At 58.5% G+C, this 17443-nt stretch carries 17 protein-coding genes; 6 read left to right on the top strand and 11 right to left on the bottom strand.

The genetic code is table 11. The features are described from left to right. Positions 1–23: 23 nt before the first annotated feature. Complete coding sequence (gene copA / locus INF61_RS09010; protein WP_063151122.1) at positions 24–2522, bottom strand: copper-exporting P-type ATPase CopA; 2499 nt, start codon at positions 2520–2522, stop codon at positions 24–26. 108 nt (positions 2523–2630) lie between these two features. On the opposite strand from copA, the gene cueR reads away from it, so the two are divergent. Next, positions 2631–3041: a Cu(I)-responsive transcriptional regulator gene (gene cueR, locus INF61_RS09005; protein ID WP_017383222.1), complete on the top strand. Its 411-nt coding sequence runs from the start codon at positions 2631–2633 to the stop codon at positions 3039–3041. Here cueR and INF61_RS09000 read toward each other — a convergent pair. The 3 genes from INF61_RS09000 to INF61_RS08990 form a co-directional block, all read right to left on the bottom strand. Continuing rightward, entirely contained in the window at positions 3038–3490 is a 453-nt protein-coding gene (locus tag INF61_RS09000; protein WP_015571238.1) for an NfeD family protein, read from the bottom strand. The two genes, cueR and INF61_RS09000, sit on opposite strands and share 4 nt — an antisense overlap. Further along, complete coding sequence (locus INF61_RS08995) at positions 3487–4401, bottom strand: SPFH domain-containing protein (RefSeq protein WP_003858941.1); 915 nt, start codon at positions 4399–4401, stop codon at positions 3487–3489. Before INF61_RS08995 ends, INF61_RS09000 begins: the two co-directional genes overlap by 4 nt. Positions 4402–4555: 154 nt before the next feature. After that, entirely contained in the window at positions 4556–5410 is an 855-nt protein-coding gene (locus tag INF61_RS08990; RefSeq protein WP_015571236.1) for a hypothetical protein, read from the bottom strand. A gap of 142 nt (positions 5411–5552) precedes the next feature. Between INF61_RS08990 and fetA the strand changes: the two genes are divergently transcribed. Continuing rightward, positions 5553–6224, top strand: coding sequence for an iron ABC transporter ATP-binding protein FetA (gene fetA, locus INF61_RS08985; RefSeq protein WP_015571235.1), 672 nt, complete (start codon positions 5553–5555; stop codon positions 6222–6224). Beyond that, the gene (gene fetB / locus INF61_RS08980; protein WP_017383223.1) at positions 6217–6999 is read left to right on the top strand and encodes an iron export ABC transporter permease subunit FetB; all 783 of its coding nucleotides are present in this window, start codon (positions 6217–6219) and stop codon (positions 6997–6999) included. The genes fetA and fetB overlap by 8 nt, the downstream gene beginning before the upstream one ends. Positions 7000–7050: 51 nt before the next feature. On the opposite strand, the gene INF61_RS08975 is transcribed toward fetB, so the two are convergent. Genes INF61_RS08975 through tesA form a run of 3 tightly spaced genes read right to left on the bottom strand, consistent with a single transcriptional unit; the run spans position 7051 to position 9386 of the window. Further along, positions 7051–7905 (bottom strand): co-chaperone YbbN, encoded by an 855-nt coding sequence (locus tag INF61_RS08975; protein ID WP_003858935.1) that lies wholly within the window; start codon positions 7903–7905, stop codon positions 7051–7053. A 58-nt stretch (positions 7906–7963) separates the two neighbouring features. Further along, positions 7964–8773, bottom strand: coding sequence for an SDR family oxidoreductase (locus INF61_RS08970; protein WP_006809829.1), 810 nt, complete (start codon positions 8771–8773; stop codon positions 7964–7966). Then, positions 8754–9386, bottom strand: coding sequence for a multifunctional acyl-CoA thioesterase I/protease I/lysophospholipase L1 (tesA, locus tag INF61_RS08965; RefSeq protein WP_003858933.1), 633 nt, complete (start codon positions 9384–9386; stop codon positions 8754–8756). The genes INF61_RS08970 and tesA overlap by 20 nt, the downstream gene beginning before the upstream one ends. Here tesA and ybbA point away from each other — a divergent pair. From ybbA to INF61_RS08950, 3 genes are all read left to right on the top strand, one after another. Further along, the gene (gene ybbA, locus INF61_RS08960; protein WP_033486699.1) at positions 9357–10043 is read left to right on the top strand and encodes a putative ABC transporter ATP-binding protein YbbA; all 687 of its coding nucleotides are present in this window, start codon (positions 9357–9359) and stop codon (positions 10041–10043) included. The genes tesA and ybbA overlap by 30 nt on opposite strands. After that, the gene (ybbP, locus tag INF61_RS08955; protein WP_015571231.1) at positions 10040–12454 is read left to right on the top strand and encodes a putative ABC transporter permease subunit YbbP; all 2415 of its coding nucleotides are present in this window, start codon (positions 10040–10042) and stop codon (positions 12452–12454) included. Before ybbA ends, ybbP begins: the two co-directional genes overlap by 4 nt. Before the next feature lie 182 nt (positions 12455–12636). Then, positions 12637–13782 (top strand): porin, encoded by a 1146-nt coding sequence (locus tag INF61_RS08950; protein WP_017383228.1) that lies wholly within the window; start codon positions 12637–12639, stop codon positions 13780–13782. 87 nt (positions 13783–13869) lie between these two features. On the opposite strand, the gene mnmH is transcribed toward INF61_RS08950, so the two are convergent. The 4 genes from mnmH to lpxH all read right to left on the bottom strand — a co-directional run bounded on the left by mnmH (position 13870) and on the right by lpxH (position 17440). Then, positions 13870–14940, bottom strand: a complete 1071-nt coding sequence (mnmH, locus tag INF61_RS08945) for a tRNA 2-selenouridine(34) synthase MnmH (RefSeq protein ID WP_149603771.1) — start codon at positions 14938–14940, stop codon at positions 13870–13872. An 84-nt stretch (positions 14941–15024) separates the two neighbouring features. Continuing rightward, positions 15025–16092, bottom strand: coding sequence for a 5-(carboxyamino)imidazole ribonucleotide synthase (gene purK, locus INF61_RS08940; protein WP_003858922.1), 1068 nt, complete (start codon positions 16090–16092; stop codon positions 15025–15027). Next, on the bottom strand, positions 16089–16598 hold the full coding sequence (gene purE, locus INF61_RS08935) for a 5-(carboxyamino)imidazole ribonucleotide mutase (RefSeq protein WP_003858921.1): 510 nt from the start codon (positions 16596–16598) through the stop codon (positions 16089–16091). The genes purK and purE overlap by 4 nt, the downstream gene beginning before the upstream one ends. A 119-nt stretch (positions 16599–16717) precedes the next feature. Further along, on the bottom strand, positions 16718–17440 hold the full coding sequence (gene lpxH, locus INF61_RS08930; protein WP_110870979.1) for a UDP-2,3-diacylglucosamine diphosphatase: 723 nt from the start codon (positions 17438–17440) through the stop codon (positions 16718–16720). Positions 17441–17443: the final 3 nt, after the last annotated feature.

Below are 17443 nucleotides of genomic sequence, written 5' to 3'. Positions count from 1 at the left end.
GCTAGCGCGTACGGGTACAAGGTTCAATCCTTCGGTTTAAACCGCAGCAGACGGTTAGCGTTGCTTACCACGGTAATTGACGAGAGCGCCATCGCCGCACCCGCAACAACCGGGTTCAGCAGGGTGCCGGTCAGCGGCCACAAAATCCCGGCGGCAATCGGAATGCCGAGCGAGTTATAGACGAAGGCCCCCAGCAGGTTCTGCTTCATGTTGCGCAACGTGGCTTTCGAAATCGCCAGCGCATCCGCCACCCCCATCAGGCTGTGGCGCATCAGGGTGATCGCCGCGGTTTCAATGGCGACATCGCTCCCGCCGCCCATCGCAATGCCTACGTCAGCCTGCGCCAGCGCCGGGGCGTCGTTGATGCCGTCGCCCACCATCGCCACCTGGCGACCCTGACTTTGCAGGTTCTTGATGGCGTCCGCTTTGCCGTCCGGCAGCACGCCCGCGATCACCTCATCAATACCGGCTTCTTTCGCAATGGCGTTGGCGGTGGTCGTGTTGTCCCCGGTCAGCATCACCAGACGATAGCCCGCGCGGTGCAGGCGCTGTAAGGCATCTACGCTGTCCTGGCGCAACGGATCGCGCACGGCCAGCAGCGCCGCCACCTGACCATCCCTCGCCAGCAGAACCGGCGTCGCGCCCTGAGAGGCCTGCGCGTTTAGCTCTGCGTCCAGCGCGGACGTATCAACGCCGTGTTCAGTCAGCAGTGCCTGGTTGCCCAGCAGCAGCGTATGGCCTTCGGCTTCACCGCTGACCCCTAAACCGCGCAGGGTGCGGAAGTTGCTGACCTGCGGCAGACGGCCATCACCGGCTTTCTCCAGGATGGCGCGCGCCAGCGGGTGGCTGGAACCTTGTTCCAGCGCGGCGGCAAGGCGCAGGGCGTCCGTCTCCGTACAGCCAACGGTACTGACGGCCACCACCTGCGGTTTGCCCTCGGTGAGCGTGCCGGTTTTATCAAAGACAAGGGTGTCCAGCGTGCTTGCCCGTTGCAGGGCGTCAGCATCACGGACCAGTACGCCAAATTCGGCGGCGCGTCCGACGCCAGAGATAATCGACATCGGCGTGGCCAGGCCAAGGGCACAAGGGCAGGCGATGATCAGCACCGTGGTGGCGATCACCAGGGTGTAGACAATCTGCGGCGCCGGGCCGAAGAAATACCAGATCGCCGCGCTCAGCAGGGCAATACCGACGACCACCGGCACAAAAATGGCGGAGATTTTATCGGCAAGCTGACCAATCTCCGGCTTACTGCTCTGCGCCTGGCGGACCATGCGAATGATGCGTGACAGCGTGGTATGGCTCCCGACCGCGCTGGCGCGGAACAGTACGCTGCCGTCCTGTACCACCGTACCCGCATGCACCGCATCGCCCTGAGATTTCTGCTGGGGTATCGGCTCGCCGGTCAGCATCGCTTCATCCAGCCAGGCATCGCCCTGGGTGATTTCACCGTCGACGGGCACGCGGTCGCCGGTGGTCAGGCGCAGCGTCATTCCCGGCTGTACCTCTGAGAGCGGAACGCTTTTTTCCCCGTCGTCCGTGACCACGCGGGCCGTCGGCGGGGTTAAATCGAGTAATCTTTCCAGCGCTTTCGACGAGCGCTGACGCGCGCGGGCTTCGAGCATATGGCCTAAGTTAATCAGACCGATAATCATCGCACTCGCTTCATAATAGAGATGGCGCGCCTCCATCGGGAACCACTGCGGCCAGACGTTCACGCTCATCGAATACAGCCACGCCGCGCCGGTACCGAGCGCGACCAGCGTGTCCATCGTCGCGGTGCGGTTTTTCAGGCTCTTCCAGGCGCTGGTATAGAAATGTCCGCCAGCAAACACCATCACCGCAAGGGTAATCAGACCAATCACCAGCCACAGGGTGCGGTTGTCAGCGGTGACCATCATGTTGTCACCCATCATGCCCCACACCATCACCGGAATACCGACCAGCAGGGCGACAATCGCCTGCCAGCGGAAACGCTTCATAGTGGCGACAGCCGTTTCCTGCTGGCGCTCGCGGCGCTCGGCATCATCTTCGATGGCCTCCGCCCCGTAGCCCGCTTTCTCCACGGCCTGCACTAACTCTGCGGCGGAGGCGCTGCCCATCACCAGCGCAGTACGCTCCGCCAGGTTTACCCGTGCCTGTGCGACGCCCGGTACCGCCTGTAAGGCGTTTTGTACCCGGGAGACGCAGCTGGCGCAGCTCATGCCGTTGATCAGCAGCTGTTGGCTGTCATCAATATCATCAGCTACCGGAAGCTCAGGAGTGGCCGCTGTCAGTGCTTCCGACGGGGATGATGACTCTGCCAGCGGTTTAGCCTTTGGGTGGCTTAACTCCGCCCCGTAACCGGCCTGTTTAATGGTATCAATCAGCGCGTCGGCGCTGGCGCTGCCGGTCACGGCGGCATGATCGATACTCACCTCAGCGCTTTCCACGTCAGGACGCTGCTCCAGGCTTTCTTTAACGCGTTTGACACAGTGGCCGCAGGAGAGGCCGTCCAGTGTCAGGTCAATAGTGTGAGACATAACAAAACTCCCGTATAATGTTCTGGTCAATTGTTGACCTTCACTTTGCTTTTCGCTAACTGTTATGAAGGTTAAACCTTCCATCAAGGGGAAGGTCAAGGGGGAAATGTGAATATCAGCGATGTTGCGAAAAAAACCGGCTTAACCAGCAAAGCGATTCGCTTTTATGAGGAAAAAGGGCTGGTGACGCCACCGTTGCGCAGTGAGAACGGCTACCGCAGCTATACGCAGCTGCATCTTGATGAACTGACGTTACTGCGTCAGGCAAGACAGGTAGGATTTAACCTTGAAGAGTGCGGCGAGCTGGTTAACCTGTTTAACGATCCGAAACGCCACAGTGCCGACGTGAAAAAACGTACGCTGGAAAAAGTGGCGGAGATCGAACGCCATATCATCGAATTACAGGCGATGCGTGAGCAACTGTTACAGCTGGCAGAATCCTGCCCGGGAGATGACAGCGCCGAGTGCCCGATTATCGACAATCTTTCCGGCTGCTGCCACCGTAAAACCCACGCCTAACAGGCTTTAACCCGCAGGGTAATGCCTTCCACCGCAATGACCTCAACCCGCGTGCCGGCGCTGAGGTCATCGTCGGCCACCACCGGCCACGAACTGTCCCCCACGCGCATATGACCGCGTCCGTTGATCAGCGCGTTATCAAGCGTAAAGCGTCTACCCACGATCTGCTGCCCACGCTGGTTGAGGTGCGCGTCGACCGGCTTCTGCGCCTTCACCCGTTTGTTCAGCCAGCGCCACCACAGCCAGGCGGCCAGCAGCGTCAGCACGGCAAACAGCGCGCCCTGCCACTCCCAGCCGACAGGCAGCAGCCAGACGACCAGCCCGGTAATCACCGCGGCAACCCCGCTCCACAGCAGATAACCGTTGCCGCCAAGCATCTCGGCGGCCAGCAGTAAGCCGCCAAGGCTTAGCCAGAACGCATGAGGATGTGCAACGATGAGCTCAATCATTTTTTACGCTCGTTTCCGCCGTCTTTGATCAACTCGGCAATTCCGGCGATAGATCCCATCAGACTGCTGGCATCCAGCGGCATCATTACCACCTTGCTGTTGTTCGCGGAGCCGATCTCCTTCAGCGCATCGGTATATTTTTGCGCGACGAAGTAGTTCACGGCCTGGATATCCCCGGCGGCAATCGCCTCGGAGACCATTTGCGTCGCACGGGCTTCTGCTTCTGCCGAACGTTCACGCGCTTCCGCCTGGAGGAAGGCAGACTGACGGTCGCCCTCGGCTTTCAGGATCTGCGACTGTTTTTCCCCTTCCGCTTTCAGGATTTCAGCCTGACGCACCCCTTCGGCTTCAAGAATATAGGCACGCTTGGTACGCTCGGCCTTCATCTGCGCGTTCATGGAAGCAATCAGCTCTGCCGGTGGGCGCACGTCGCGGATCTCAATGCGTGTCACTTTGATCCCCCACGGATTGGTGGCTTCATCCACAATGTGCAGCAGGCGGGTATTTATGCTGTCGCGCTGGGAGAGCATTTCGTCCAGCTCCATTGAGCCAAGCACGGTACGGATGTTGGTCATGGTCAGGTTGACGATCGCCAGCTCCAGGTTGCTCACCTCATAGGCCGCTTTCGGCGCATCAATCACCTGAATAAAGCACACCGCATCGATGGTGACGTTGGCGTTATCCTTGGAGATGACTTCCTGGGAAGGGATATCCAGCACCTGCTCCATCATATTGATCTTACGCCCAATTCTGTCCATGAACGGGACGATCAGGCTTAAACCCGGCTGAAGAGTATTGGTGTAGCGACCGAAGCGTTCGACGGTCCACTGGTAACCCTGCGGGACAATTTTGACGCCTGCGCCCACGATAACCAGCGCAACGAATATAAGGACAGGAACAACGATGAGCATAAAAACCTCCTGTTTTGCATGCCGTAACGAGAAAAACTGCGTATTTGTTGAACGTAAGTATATCGGCTAACGAACAGGATTTCGCCCCTGTAAAGAGGTGGGAACCGGACTGGCAGAAATAAAACGCCCCGTTCGGAATGCGGGGCGCAAAACGTTACTTTTCAGACCAGGTATAGCTGAAGTCGGTGATAAACCCATCCCCGGCGTCAGCGATGGCTTTTGATAAGCCCTGATAGTATTTTTCCAGGCCGATGGCCTCTATCTGCTGGATCTGCTCGCGAACGGGAGCGCAGAACAATACCGCATTGCCCGCCCCGACACGTTTGTTGTTCGGCGGCAGATCGCCGGTAATCGCCTTAAACCAGGTTCTGATCCCTTGCTTTAAGCTGTGCGGCGCTTTTGTAAGATCCTCCTGGCCGGTCAGCACCTGTAGGGTAGGGAATTCATTAGCATTGACGGCGGTTTTCATACGCGCAAAGAACGCGGTAAAAAGCTCAAAAGAGCCGAGATCCGTGACGCGAGGCTTGGTGGTTTTTCCGTTTTTATTCCCCATTTTTCCGGCAGGGGCTGTAGGCGCCGGAACCACATTGACCTTATGCAGATCCAGACCAAACAGCAGATTGCAGTGCGCCCGGCGCTCTTTAAGCGGATAGGACATCAGCACGTCAATAAACGCCGTCGCCTTCACATCGGCCAGATCATGGTTAATCAGCCATTGCGAGCGGGCAAATTCCGCGGGGGAAACGAACCAGTCCGGCACCTCAGTAAAGCGTCTGGATTTACCCTTGCCGTCAAACTCGAGAAAGTACGCTCCATCATCGAATGCAAAATAGCAGTTTTTAAAGCTACCGATTGTGGTGTTAACGATGAGCGCCTTCTTAACAAAATCGACCACCTCTGCACCCATGACAAAACGCGTGAGTTCAGAAGAATTGATGACTTCCATTAATGTTTCCACATCAGGAACACCAGGCTTCAGGGAAGAGAACTCATAAAAGATATGTGTCATGTTGCTGACTTCCTGTAGTTATAGAGGTGACAATTAGCGAGCAAAAAGTTTAACACTTGCTATAGGTTAAGGCTATTCGCGCTGCGTAGCGGAAAGGATTATGCTAAAGGCTGTTCTTATTACAGCGGTTAATGGAATCGGAATGAATAATAAAAAAAATCTTCTGGATATCAGGGATGTTGGCTTTCGTGTGGGTGATAACACCATCCTTCAGCACGTTGATTTTTGTCTCTCTCCGGGCGAATTTAAACTGATAACTGGCCCCTCCGGCTGCGGCAAAAGCACCCTCCTGAAAATCGTGGCTTCGCTACTGAGCCCAACGGAGGGAACCATCCTGTTTGCAGGAAAAGATATCGCCACGCTTTCACCGGAAAGCTATCGCCAGCAGGTGTCATACTGCGTGCAAACGCCGTCCCTGTTTGGCGACACGGTGTACGACAATCTGGTTTTCCCCTGGCACATCCGCAACCAAACGCCTGATCCGAAAAAGTTTACCGACGATCTGACCCGGTTCGGGCTTTCGCCGGAGACGCTGACCAAATCGATCGCCGAACTGTCGGGAGGGGAAAAGCAGCGCGTCTCGCTGATCCGTAACCTGCAATTCTTGCCGAAGGCGCTGTTGCTGGACGAAATCACCAGCGCGCTGGATGACGCTAACAAGCGCAACGTCAATGACATTATCCATCGCTACGCTCGGGAGCAGAATATTGCCGTGCTGTGGGTGACGCATGATTCAAATGAAATTACCCATGCGGATGATGTCATCACGCTCAGGCCGCAGGGCGGGAAAATGGAGGAGGCTCATCGTGGGTGAACATAACATAACCAACGAATCGCTGGCGCTGTCGATGGTCCTGGTGCTGGTGGCGATTGTGGTCAGCTACCGGGAAAAGCTGGGGCTGGAAAAAGATATTCTTTGGAGTATCGCCCGCGCGGTCATTCAGCTCATCATCGTCGGCTATGTGCTGAAATACATCTTCAACGTCAATCATGCCGTGCTGACCCTGTTGATGGTGCTGTTTATCTGCTTTAACGCGGCATGGAACGCGCAGAAACGCAGTAAATACATCGATAAAGCGTTCATTTCGTCGTTGATCGCCATCACTACCGGGACCGCGTTAACGCTGGCGGTACTGGTACTCTCCGGCTCGATAGAATTTACGCCGATGCAGGTGATCCCCATTTCCGGGATGATTGCGGGCAATGCGATGGTGGCGGTCGGGTTGTGCTACAACAATCTGGGGCAACGGTTCAGCAGTGAACAGCAGCAGCTTCAGGAGAAGCTAAGCCTGGGCGCGACGCCGAAGGTGGCCTCGGCGCGGTTGATCCGCGACAGCATTCGCTCTTCGCTGATCCCAACGGTGGATTCCGCCAAAACGGTGGGTCTGGTGAGCCTGCCGGGCATGATGTCGGGGCTGATTTTTGCCGGTATCGATCCGGTAAAAGCGATTAAGTACCAGATTATGGTGACGTTTATGCTGCTCTCTACGGCGAGCCTGTCCACCATCATTGCCTGCTACCTGACCTATCGGAAGTTTTACAACGCGCGCCACCAGCTGGTGGTGACGCAGTTGAAAAAGACGGGGTAATATCGGCTTTTGTAGGCCCGGTAAGCGTTAGCGCCACCGGGCATTTTTTTACTAGTAGAGCAACGCGTACAGCTGACGACGATATTTCGACGCCAGCGCGTCACCGGTACCCAGCGCGGCCAGGATCTCCTGGAACATCTTCCGCGCCTGTCCGTCTGCGGCGCCCAGGTCCTTCTGAAGATGGCTAAACAGCAGCTCCAGCGCCTCTTCGTTACGCCCCACCTGATGAAGCTGAAGCGCCAGCTGGCTTGCCAGCGCGGCATCCTGCGGGTTGTCCGCAACCTGCTGCTGAAGCTGTTGAATTTCAGGGGTATCGGCCGCCTGTTTCAGCAGGTCAATCTGCGCCACCAGACCCTGATAACGGGTATCCTGATCCTGCATCGGCACCGTTTTCAGCACGGCTTCCGCGTCTTCAGGGCGGTGCAGCGCAATCTGGGTCTCTGCCAGCAGCAGACCAATCTGGCTGTTCTGGTTCGACAGCTGCCACGCGTCTTTTAACAGCGGCAGCGCCTCGTCGTACTTGCCTTCCTGCATCAGCGCCATGGCTTCCTGCGCTTTCAGCTCTTCTTCGCGCGGCAGAACTTTATCCAGCAGGGCGCGGATCGCCTCTTCCGGCTGCGGCCCCTGGAAGCCATCCACCGGCTGACCGTTCTGGAACAGATAGACGGTTGGGATCGCGCGCAGGCCAAACTGGGAAGCCACCATTGGTTCGGCGTCACAATCCAGCTTCGCCAGAATGAACTGACCGTTGTACTGCGCGGCAAGGCTTTCCAGGACCGGCGTCAGTTGCAGGCAGTGTTGGCTGCGTTCAGACCAGAAGTAGAACAGCACCGGTTTAGTCATTGACTGTTCGAGCGTCTGTTGCAGGTTAGCTTCAGTTATGTTGACGATATTCTGTACGGACATGCGGCATTCTCTTTTATCGGTTTACTCTTTACATGGGGGTAAGCGTCGTCGCTTCAACTCAACCCTGCAAAATTTTGTCCATCATCCGCCCCGGCAGCAGGCGTTTCAACCAGCCGACGGCATGGGTTACCAGCGTGACCGGATAGCGCATTTTAGGGGTATCGCTCTCAAACGCGTGGCGCACTTTGGCAACGACGGCTTCTGGCCCAAGCGTAAAACGCGCCGCGATGCCGGGGTTTTCGACCGGTTTGTCCGCCTGCGTCTGGTTAACGTTTTCCGTAAAGCGGGTGCGGATCGGGCCCGGTTCAATCAGGCTGACCTTAATACCGCTGTGGCGCAGCTCCATGCGCAACGCATCGGACCAGGCTTCAAGCGCATATTTGCTGGCGGCGTAAGCCCCGCGGCCCGGCGTGGAGATCAGGCCCATGACCGAGGAGGTCATCACGATGCGCCCTTCGCCGTGCGGCAGCATGGCGGGGAGAAGGCGCATGGTAAGCTGATGCGCCCCGAAAAAGTTTGCGGAGAACTGCTGCTCCAGCTGTTCCCGTGAGAGAGTCTGTAGCGGGCCGTACACGCCGTAGCCCGCATTGTTGAACAGACCGTAAAGACGGTTGTTGGTCAGGGCGATAACCTCATCGGCGGCCTGCTCTACGCTCTCTGGCGAATCGAGATCCAGCAGAATGCCGGTAAATCCCAGCCCTCGCATGCGTTCGACATCCTCGGGTTTGCGGCAGGCTGCCAGTACCCAAAACCCCTGACGTTTCAGTTCAAGGGCGCTTTCAAGGCCAATTCCGCTGGAACATCCTGTTATTAAGACCGATTTTTGCATAACTTTACCTGTCAGGTTCTCAGCTGTTTGACGAGTCATGTTTTACTAAAGGAGCCAGCCGGGTTGCCATCCAGTCGGCAATGAACGGCTGGGCATCGCGATTGGGGTGAATGCCATCATCCTGCATCCACTGGGGTTTCAGATAGACCTCTTCCATGAAAAATGGCAGCAGCGGAATATCAAACTCTTTGGCAAGCTTAGGATAGATCGCGCTAAACGCCTCATTATACCGACGGCCGTAGTTGGCGGGCAGGCGAATTTGCATCAGCAGCGGCTGGGCATTGGCAGCCTTAATGGTCTGCAAAATGGTCCGCAGCGTTTGCTCCGTTTGCTGAGGCTGGAAGCCGCGCAAACCATCATTACCGCCCAGTTCAACCAGCACCCAACGCGGTTGATGCTGCTTAAGCAGGGCAGGCAGGCGCGATAAGCCTTGCTGCGACGTATCGCCGCTGATGCTGCCGTTCACGACAGACGCCCGGGACTGCCATTTATCATTGAGCAGGGCGGGCCAGGCCGCACTGGCGGCCATACGATAGCCCGCGCTCAGGCTGTCGCCCAGAATCAATAACGTGTCCGCAGCCGCCGCGCGGAAGGTCATCAGCATCAAAAACAGGAAGGGCAAATGCCAGCGGAAAACATTGTTGAAGTTCATCGTCTTAAGAAGTCCGTCGGTCAGGGAGAACACGAGCTTTCCATCCTCACCGGAGTTGAACTCGTTGTCAAACGTGCCGAAACCATCGCCCTGATTGGTGAATCCGGTTCCGGTAAGTCCACACTGCTGGCCATTCTCGCTGGTCTGGACGATGGCAGTAGTGGTGAAGTGAACCTGGTCGGCCAGCCCCTCCACGCGCTTGATGAAGAGGCCCGCGCCGCGCTGCGTGCCCGGCATATCGGGTTTGTCTTTCAGTCATTCATGCTGATCCCGACGCTGAACGCGCTGGAAAACGTTGAGCTGCCCGGCCTGCTGCGTGGTGACAATACTCGTGAAAGCCGCGATCACGCCACGGCGTTGCTGGAACAGCTGGGGCTGGGAAAACGTCTCGACCACCTTCCGGCACAGCTTTCCGGCGGTGAGCAGCAGCGCGTGGCGCTGGCCCGGGCGTTTAACGGCCGCCCGGAAGTGCTGTTTGCCGATGAGCCAACGGGCAATCTCGACCGTAAAACCGGGGACAAAATTGCCGATCTGCTGTTTTCCCTCAACCGCGAACACGGCACCACGCTGATTCTGGTTACCCACGATCCGCAGCTGGCCGCCCGCTGCGACCGCCGCCTGCGGCTGGTGAACGGTATTCTTCAGGAGGAAGCATGATTGCCCGCTGGTTCTGGCGCGAGTGGCGCTCGCCCTCGCTGCTGATTGTCTGGCTGGCGTTGAGCCTGGCGGTGGCCTGCGTGCTGGCGCTCGGCAGCGTCAGCGATCGTATGGAGAAAGGGCTTAGCCAGCAGAGTCGGGAATTTATGGCCGGGGACCGGGCTCTGCAAAGTTCTCGCCCCGTGCCGCCGGGCTGGATTGAGGAAGCGCGCAAAGAGGGGCTGAAGGTAGGGGAGCAGATCACCTTTCAGACTATGACCTTTGCGGGCGACACGCCGCAGCTTGCCAGCGTAAAAGCCGTGGATGACATCTACCCGATGTATGGTGACTTACAAACCAGCCCGCCGGGGCTAAAACCGACGGCCGGTACGGTCCTGCTGGCATCGCGACTGATGGCGCTGCTGAACCTGAAACCCGGCGACAGTATCGACGTCGGCGACGCGACACTCAAAATTGCCGGGGAAGTGGTGCAGGAGCCCGACTCTGGATTTAATCCGTTCCAGCTTGCGCCGCGCCTGCTGATGAACACCGCTGATGTGGCGAAAACCAACGCCGTCCAGCCGGGAAGCCGTGTCACCTGGCGGTATAAGTTTGGCGGGACGCCTGCGCAGCTGGAGGCGTACGAAAAATGGCTCCTGCCGCAGCTCAAGCCGGAACACCGCTGGTACGGGCTGGAGCAGGATGACGGGGCGCTCGGCAAATCCCTCGAACGTTCCCAGCAGTTCCTGCTGCTGTCGGCGCTGTTAACCTTGCTGCTTGCCATTGCGGCGGTTGCCGTGGCGATGGGGCACTACTGTCGCAGCCGTTACGATCTGGTGGCGATCCTCAAAACCCTCGGCGCGGGCCGCGCGCAGCTGCGCAAGCTGATTGTCGGCCAGTGGCTGATGGTGCTGGCGCTGTCGGCTCTGACCGGCGGGGCGATAGGGCTGCTGTTTGAAAAGCTGCTGATGGTGCTGCTCAAACCGGTATTGCCCGCCGCATTACCGCCTGCCAGCCTCTGGCCGTGGCTGTGGGCCATCGGCGCGATGACGACGATCTCCCTGCTGGTGGGGTTACGCCCGTACCGGCTGCTGCTCGCCACCCAGCCGCTGCGCGTGCTGCGCCGCGATGTGGTGGCCAGCGTCTGGCCGCTGAAGTTCTATCTGCCGGTGATTATTGCGGTGGCGGTCGGGCTGTTGGCCTGGCTGATGGGCGGCAGTACGCTGCTGTGGGCGGTGCTGGCGGGTGCGGTGGTGCTGGCGCTGCTGTGCGGCGTAGTGGGCTGGATACTGCTTAATGTCCTGAGAAAGCTGACAGTTAAATCACTCCCCATACGGTTAGCGGTTAACCGACTGCTGCACCAGCCGTGGTCTACCCTCAGCCAGCTCTCGGCATTTTCGCTGTCTTTTATGCTGCTGGCGCTTCTGCTGGTGCTGCGCGGGGATCTGCTGGATCGCTGGCAGCAGCAGCTTCCGCCGGAAAGTCCGAACTATTTCCTGATCAATATTGCTCCCGAACAGGTGACGCCGCTGAAGGGTTTCCTGTCTGAGCATCACATTATTCCGGAATCGTTTTATCCGATCGTGCGCGCCCGCCTGACGCAGATCAACGGCCAGTCCACAGAGGGAAATAAGGATGAATCGCTCAACCGTGAACTCAACCTGACCTGGCAGGCGAAACGTCCGGACCATAACCCGATCGTTGCCGGCACCTGGCCGCCGAAAGCGGGGGAAGTGTCGATGGAGGAGGGGCTGGCGACACGCCTGAACGTGAACCTCGGCGACAGCGTGACCTTCACCGGTGATACCCAGGATTTCACCGCCAAAGTTACCAGCCTGCGTAAAGTGGACTGGGAAAGCCTGCGACCAAACTTCTTCTTCATCTTCCCGCCGGGTGCGCTGGACGGACAGCCCCAGAGCTGGCTCACCAGCTTCCGCTGGGAAAACGGCAACGGCATGCTGACGCAGCTTAACCGGGAATTTCCGACGGTGAGCCTGCTGGATATCGGCGCGATCCTCAAACAGGTCGGGCAGGTGCTGGAGCAGGTGAGCCGCGCGCTGGAGGTGATGGTAGTGCTGGTGACCGTCTGCGGCGTGCTGTTGCTGCTGGCGCAGGTGCAGGTGGGCATGCGTCAGCGTCATCAGGAGCTGGTGGTCTACCGCACGCTGGGAGCCAGTAAACGGCTGCTGCGCGCCACGCTGTGGAGCGAATTTGCCCTGCTCGGTCTGGTGGCGGGCCTGGTGGCGGCCATCGGGGCGGAAACCGCGCTGGCGGTACTCCAGAGCAAAGTCTTCGACTTCCCGTGGGAGCCCGACTGGCGGCTGTGGCTCACGCTGCCCGTCTGCGGCGCCGTGCTGCTGTCCCTGTGCGGCGGCTGGCTCGGAACCCGGCTGTTGAAAGGTAAAGCGCTATTCCGCCAGTTTGTCAGCTAGTTTACTGACGTGATGATGACGCGCCGGCATTTCTGCTGGTGCGTCATTGCTTAACGGCACAAATCGTTAATGCCCCTGCATTTAGTAGCACAAAACATTAAAAACCCGCCCACACAGCCCGAATTTTTCCGGTTAATATTCACCAGCTAAATATTTAGCAGCGTGTCTATCAAGGAAAAAGAATGACTATAAGAAAAACAGCGCTGGCGACAACGATCGGCGCAGCAGTGGCATTGGCTTCTTTCGCATCTCAGGCGGAAATCACCCTTCTGAAACAGGATCCGCAGGCGGGTAACCCGCTGAGCCGCCTGAACTTCACCGTTGGCGGCAGTATTCGTCCTCAGTTCCAGAATATGACCGGTGATGACGGCAAAAACAGCTACAAGCGCAACGGCTTTGACGGCGGCACCCGCTTCCGTTTCGCTGCGGATTACTACCTGTTCGATGACATCAGCTGGATCAGCTACTACGAGCTGGGTGTGAACATTCCGGCGCAGTTCAACTGGGATCATCACTACGCCGACGGCGCGCACGACACCTCTCGTCGTATGCTCTACACCGGTCTGAAGAGCGACACCTGGGGTACGCTGACCTTCGGCCAGCAGAACAGCGTGTACTATGACGTAGTGGGCGCAAAAACCGATATCTGGGACTACGACATGATTGGTCAGGCGCCAGGTAACGGGATCAACGGCGACTATGACGGCTCTTACCGTTCACGCCAGATGCTGAAGTACAAGAAAACCGTGGGCGATGCTGACATCTACGCCTCTTACCTGTTTGAAGACAGCGAATACCTGCCGGGCAACGGCCTGCGTTACAAACGTAAAGGCGGCGGTTCACTGGGTATCGATTATCACTTGACTACCGATCTGACCTGGGGCGCAGCGTGGAACTACACCCGCGCGGACATGCGTAACCCGGACAACGGCGACAGCAAATCCTACGACCAGAACATCCTTGGTACCGCCCTGAGCTGGACGCCGGATAACTGGACCTTCTCCGCAGGCGGCGGCTGGTATCAAAACTTCCTGACCACCAAAAAAGTGTCCGTTAACGACTACTTCGCCGGTGATGCATGGGGTATTGAATACTTTGCGGGTTACAAGTTCCCGGTTGGTCAGTATGCGGTGAAATCCATCCAGCCGTACTTCATGGGCGACCGTATTGAGTACGTGAATGGCCGTAACTACCAGCGCATCGACAACGGTGTGGGTATCAGCTTCCAGCTGGATTACGGTTTCCGCGTGGATTACGAACACGTGTTCACCTCCAGCACCGACAACCTGGGCGATATGAACCTGGTGCGTCTGCGTTACGACTTCTAAGTGGTTTGTTCCCCGGTGGCGCTGCGCTTACCGGGGCTACAAAAGCACGCGTAGGCCGGGTAAGGCGTAGCCGCCACCCGGCTTTTTTCAGCGATCGAGCCACTCAGCAATTTCTTCGTACGTCCCGCGATACACAATCTTCTCCGCCTTTTTCTCCAGCTGATAGCCGTACATCGGGTCGTAATAGTCCTTCAGCAGCGGCACAAGCCAGCTGAAGTGCGCGTCAGTGCTGCCAGTACGCTGTTGCTCGACAAGCGCGGCATCCAGCAGGGCGGTAAATTCCGCAAAGCGTTGCAGCCCCAGACGGCGACGAATGGCGTACAGGCCGTGATGCAGATATTCGCTGTACGCTTTCCAGCCCGCCTCTTCACCGTAGGCGGCAGAAAAGTCGGCCCACATGTGGACGAAATACTCTTCGCGCAGGCGCTCAAGACGGATCTCAAACGGATCCTCGACCACTACGACAGGCGCTTCAGCCATGCGGTCGCGCAGGCACTCCGGCAGGTGGTTAGAGCCAATCATCCGGCCCTCGTCTTCAAGCACCCAGCGCGTGGCGTCTTTTTTCAATAGCTCAACCGCAAGGTGATTCTCGAAGCTCGCCTGAGAAAGCTGCGGGGTGAGCGTGCGACCAAACGACGAGCCGCGATGGTGCGCCAGCCCTTCCAGATCGATGCCCTGTGCATGCTGCTTCACCAGCAGCGTTTTACCGTTACCGGTACAGCCGCCGATAAGCACCATCGGCTTTTGTGACTGCTCAATGGTCACCTGAATCGCCGTCTGACGCAGGGCCTTATAGCCGCCGCGTATCAACGGATAGTCGACGCCCGCCTCTTTCAGCCAGGCCTGTGAGATATGCGAGCGCTGGCCGCCGCGCGCGCAGCAAAGGTAGCCCTCAGGATGGGCAAGGCTGGCTTCCCGCCAGGCGCTGATGCGCGCCTCGCGCGTCTCGCCGTTGACCAGGCTATGGCCGAGTGCCAGCGCGGCGTCCGGACCCTGGCGTTTATAGCAGGTGCCGACGGCGGCACGCTCATCGTCGTTCATTAAGGGCAGGTTGAGTGCGGCGGGCATCGCACCCTGGGCAAATTCGATCGGCGCGCGAACGTCGATTAAAGGGGTATCGGACGCGAGGATCGCGCGATAGTCCGTTCCATCGTTCATGGTGGTTCCAGAAGAAAACTGAGCAGCAATGGGCGGGGATTGTACGCCGGGGAAGGGGAAGGTCAACTCCCCGGCGAGGGATACTTACTTCAGTTTTGACTGCGCCCAGACAATACCGCTCGCATATTCTGGCGGCAGCAGGGGAACAATCGCTTCCAGCGTGGCGCTCAGGCGGTCCGTGTCGGTATCGTTCAGGTTCAGATGGCCGACCTTACGCCCCGGACGCACCTCTTTGTCGTACCAGTGCAGGTGCACCAGCGGCAGCTTCAGCCAGTTGTAGTTCAGATCGGTGCCGATCAGGTTGATCATCACCGACGGGCTGGTCACCACCGGCTGCGGCAGCGGCAGATCGGTGATGGCGCGCAGGTGCAGCTCGAACTGGCTGATGGAGGCGCCGTTTTGCGTCCAGTGGCCGCTGTTGTGCACGCGCGGCGCAAGTTCGTTGATCAGCAGACCCGACGGCGTGACGAAACACTCCATCGCCATCACGCCCACATAGCCCAGCTCATGCATGATGGCAGAGAGCATCTCTTCCGCCTGCGCCTGCTGGTCAGCATTGGCCTGCGGGAAGGCGACGCTGGTGCGCAGAATCCCGTCCTGATGCAGGTTATGCGTTAGCGGGTAAAAAACGGTGTGCCCGTCATGCCCGCGCGCGCCAACCAGCGACACTTCACCGCTAAAGTTAATGCCCTGCTCAACAATGCACTCGCCGTAGCAGTCGTCCGGCAGCTCGGCGGTGTCGTTCGCGCGCAGGCGCCACTGCCCGCGGCCGTCGTAGCCGCCGACGCGACGCTTCACAATCGCCAGGTCTCCCAGCATCGCAAACACGTCATCCCACTCGCGCTTATCGGAAAGCAGCTGCCACGGCGCGGTCGCGAGGCCGAGCTTGTCGAAAAGCTGTTTTTGCGTGAGACGGTCGGCAATGATCGGGAAGACGTCGCGGTTCACAAAGGCGTTATGGCGCGCCAGCTCGCGGGTCAGGGCGGTTTCCGGCCAGCGTTCAATTTCGGCGGTGATCACGCTCTGATGGAACGGCACGGCTTCCGGCTCGGCATCCAGCCCGACAGGCCAGACGGCAATACCCAGCGGCTCACCGGCCTGACGCAGCATCCGGCCAAGCTGACCATTACCAAGAACGCAAACCTGCTTCATGCTGCACCCCGCGGATCCGGGTTATCCAGCACCTCATCGGTCTGGGCTTTACGCCACTCCGCCAGACGCTGATGTAACTCTTTATCATGCGTCGCCAGGATCTGCGCGGCCAGCAGGGCGGCATTTGCCGCACCTGCTTTACCAATCGCCAGGGTACCGACAGGAATACCGCGCGGCATCTGGACGATAGAGTAAAGGCTATCCACCCCGCTTAACGCGGCGCTTTGCACGGGAACACCCAGTACCGGCACCAGCGTTTTGGCGGCAATCATGCCCGGCAGATGTGCTGCGCCGCCCGCACCGGCAATGATCACCTCGTAACCGTTCTCTTCGGCGCTTTCGGCGAAGCTGAACAGTTTATCCGGCGTACGGTGCGCGGAAACCACTTCGACGTGGTGCGGAACATTCAGGATTTCAAAGATTTCGGCGGCGAACTGCATGGTAGCCCAGTCGCTTTTGGACCCCATCACGATGGCGACACGCGCCGGATTATTGCGGGAAGACATGCGTCTTAAAACTCCTGTGGTGCGGAACACACTGCTTTCGAGGGCACAGAGAATAGCATGTAATACCGGCAAGGAAAACGGTTGCGTGGTCGGGGAATGGGCGAAAAAACGAGGAGGCGTTAAAACGGGAAGGCGATCAGTTCCACACCTTCCGGCGTAACTTTGACCATCGATCCTTCGCTGTGCCAGGCGCCTAAAACCACGCGATGGGCGGGCTCGCCGTTGGCGATAAGGGAATGCACATCGGGACGATGGGTATGGCCGTGGATCAGCCACTGAACGCGATGCTTCTCCATCACCTTCACCACCGCCTGCGGATTGACGTCCATGATGGTCATCGATTTGCTGCTGTTGGCGGCCTTGCTGCCCGCGCGCATTCTGGCGGCGATGCGGTTGCGGATAAACAGCGGCAGGGCGAGAAACACTTTCTGGATCCACGGGGTGTGAACTTTGGCGCGAAACGCCAGGTAGCCGGTATCGTCAGTGCAGAGCGTGTCGCCGTGCATGATCAGAATATTGCGGCCATAGAGGTTGAGCACCTGCTCTTCCGGCAGCAGCGTCATACCGCTCTCGCGGGCGTAGCGCTGGCCGATCAGGAAATCACGGTTGCCGTGAATGAAATAGCAGGGGACGCCGGAATCCACCAGCACTTTAATGGCCGCAGCTATCTCACGGTGCAGCGGGTTCGGATCGTCGTCGCCTATCCAGGCCTCAAACAGGTCGCCCAGAATGTACAGCGCGTCGGCGCTTTTCGCTTCACAGCGTAAAAAACGCAGAAAACCGGCGGTTATCGCCGGTTCTTCTGTTTGCAGATGCAGATCCGCAATAAAGAGTGTCGCCACGAA

Source organism: Enterobacter cloacae complex sp. P18RS (genome assembly GCF_014982105.1).
GTDB lineage: Bacteria > Pseudomonadota > Gammaproteobacteria > Enterobacterales > Enterobacteriaceae > Enterobacter > Enterobacter hormaechei_C.
This window is presented reverse-complemented; position numbering and strand designations above follow the sequence as displayed.

Bases quoted from the DNA above. Each gene is read 5' to 3' on its own strand.
- mnmH (WP_149603771.1), bottom strand. From the start codon at position 14,940: ATGAACGATGGAACGGACTATCGCGCGATCCTCGCGTCCGATACCCCT.
- ybbP (WP_015571231.1), top strand. From the start codon at position 10,040: ATGATTGCCCGCTGGTTCTGGCGCGAGTGGCGCTCGCCCTCGCTGCTG.
- INF61_RS08975 (WP_003858935.1), bottom strand. From the start codon at position 7,905: ATGTCCGTACAGAATATCGTCAACATAACTGAAGCTAACCTGCAACAG.
- INF61_RS09000 (WP_015571238.1), bottom strand. From the start codon at position 3,490: ATGATTGAGCTCATCGTTGCACATCCTCATGCGTTCTGGCTAAGCCTT.
- tesA (WP_003858933.1), bottom strand. From the start codon at position 9,386: ATGAACTTCAACAATGTTTTCCGCTGGCATTTGCCCTTCCTGTTTTTG.
- fetA (WP_015571235.1), top strand. From the start codon at position 5,553: ATGAATAATAAAAAAAATCTTCTGGATATCAGGGATGTTGGCTTTCGT.
- purE (WP_003858921.1), bottom strand. From the start codon at position 16,598: ATGTCTTCCCGCAATAATCCGGCGCGTGTCGCCATCGTGATGGGGTCC.
- copA (WP_063151122.1), bottom strand. From the start codon at position 2,522: ATGTCTCACACTATTGACCTGACACTGGACGGCCTCTCCTGCGGCCAC.
- INF61_RS08990 (WP_015571236.1), bottom strand. From the start codon at position 5,410: ATGACACATATCTTTTATGAGTTCTCTTCCCTGAAGCCTGGTGTTCCT.
- ybbA (WP_033486699.1), top strand. From the start codon at position 9,357: ATGCCAGCGGAAAACATTGTTGAAGTTCATCGTCTTAAGAAGTCCGTC.
- INF61_RS08995 (WP_003858941.1), bottom strand. From the start codon at position 4,401: ATGCTCATCGTTGTTCCTGTCCTTATATTCGTTGCGCTGGTTATCGTG.
- INF61_RS08950 (WP_017383228.1), top strand. From the start codon at position 12,637: ATGACTATAAGAAAAACAGCGCTGGCGACAACGATCGGCGCAGCAGTG.
- purK (WP_003858922.1), bottom strand. From the start codon at position 16,092: ATGAAGCAGGTTTGCGTTCTTGGTAATGGTCAGCTTGGCCGGATGCTG.
- INF61_RS08970 (WP_006809829.1), bottom strand. From the start codon at position 8,773: ATGACTCGTCAAACAGCTGAGAACCTGACAGGTAAAGTTATGCAAAAA.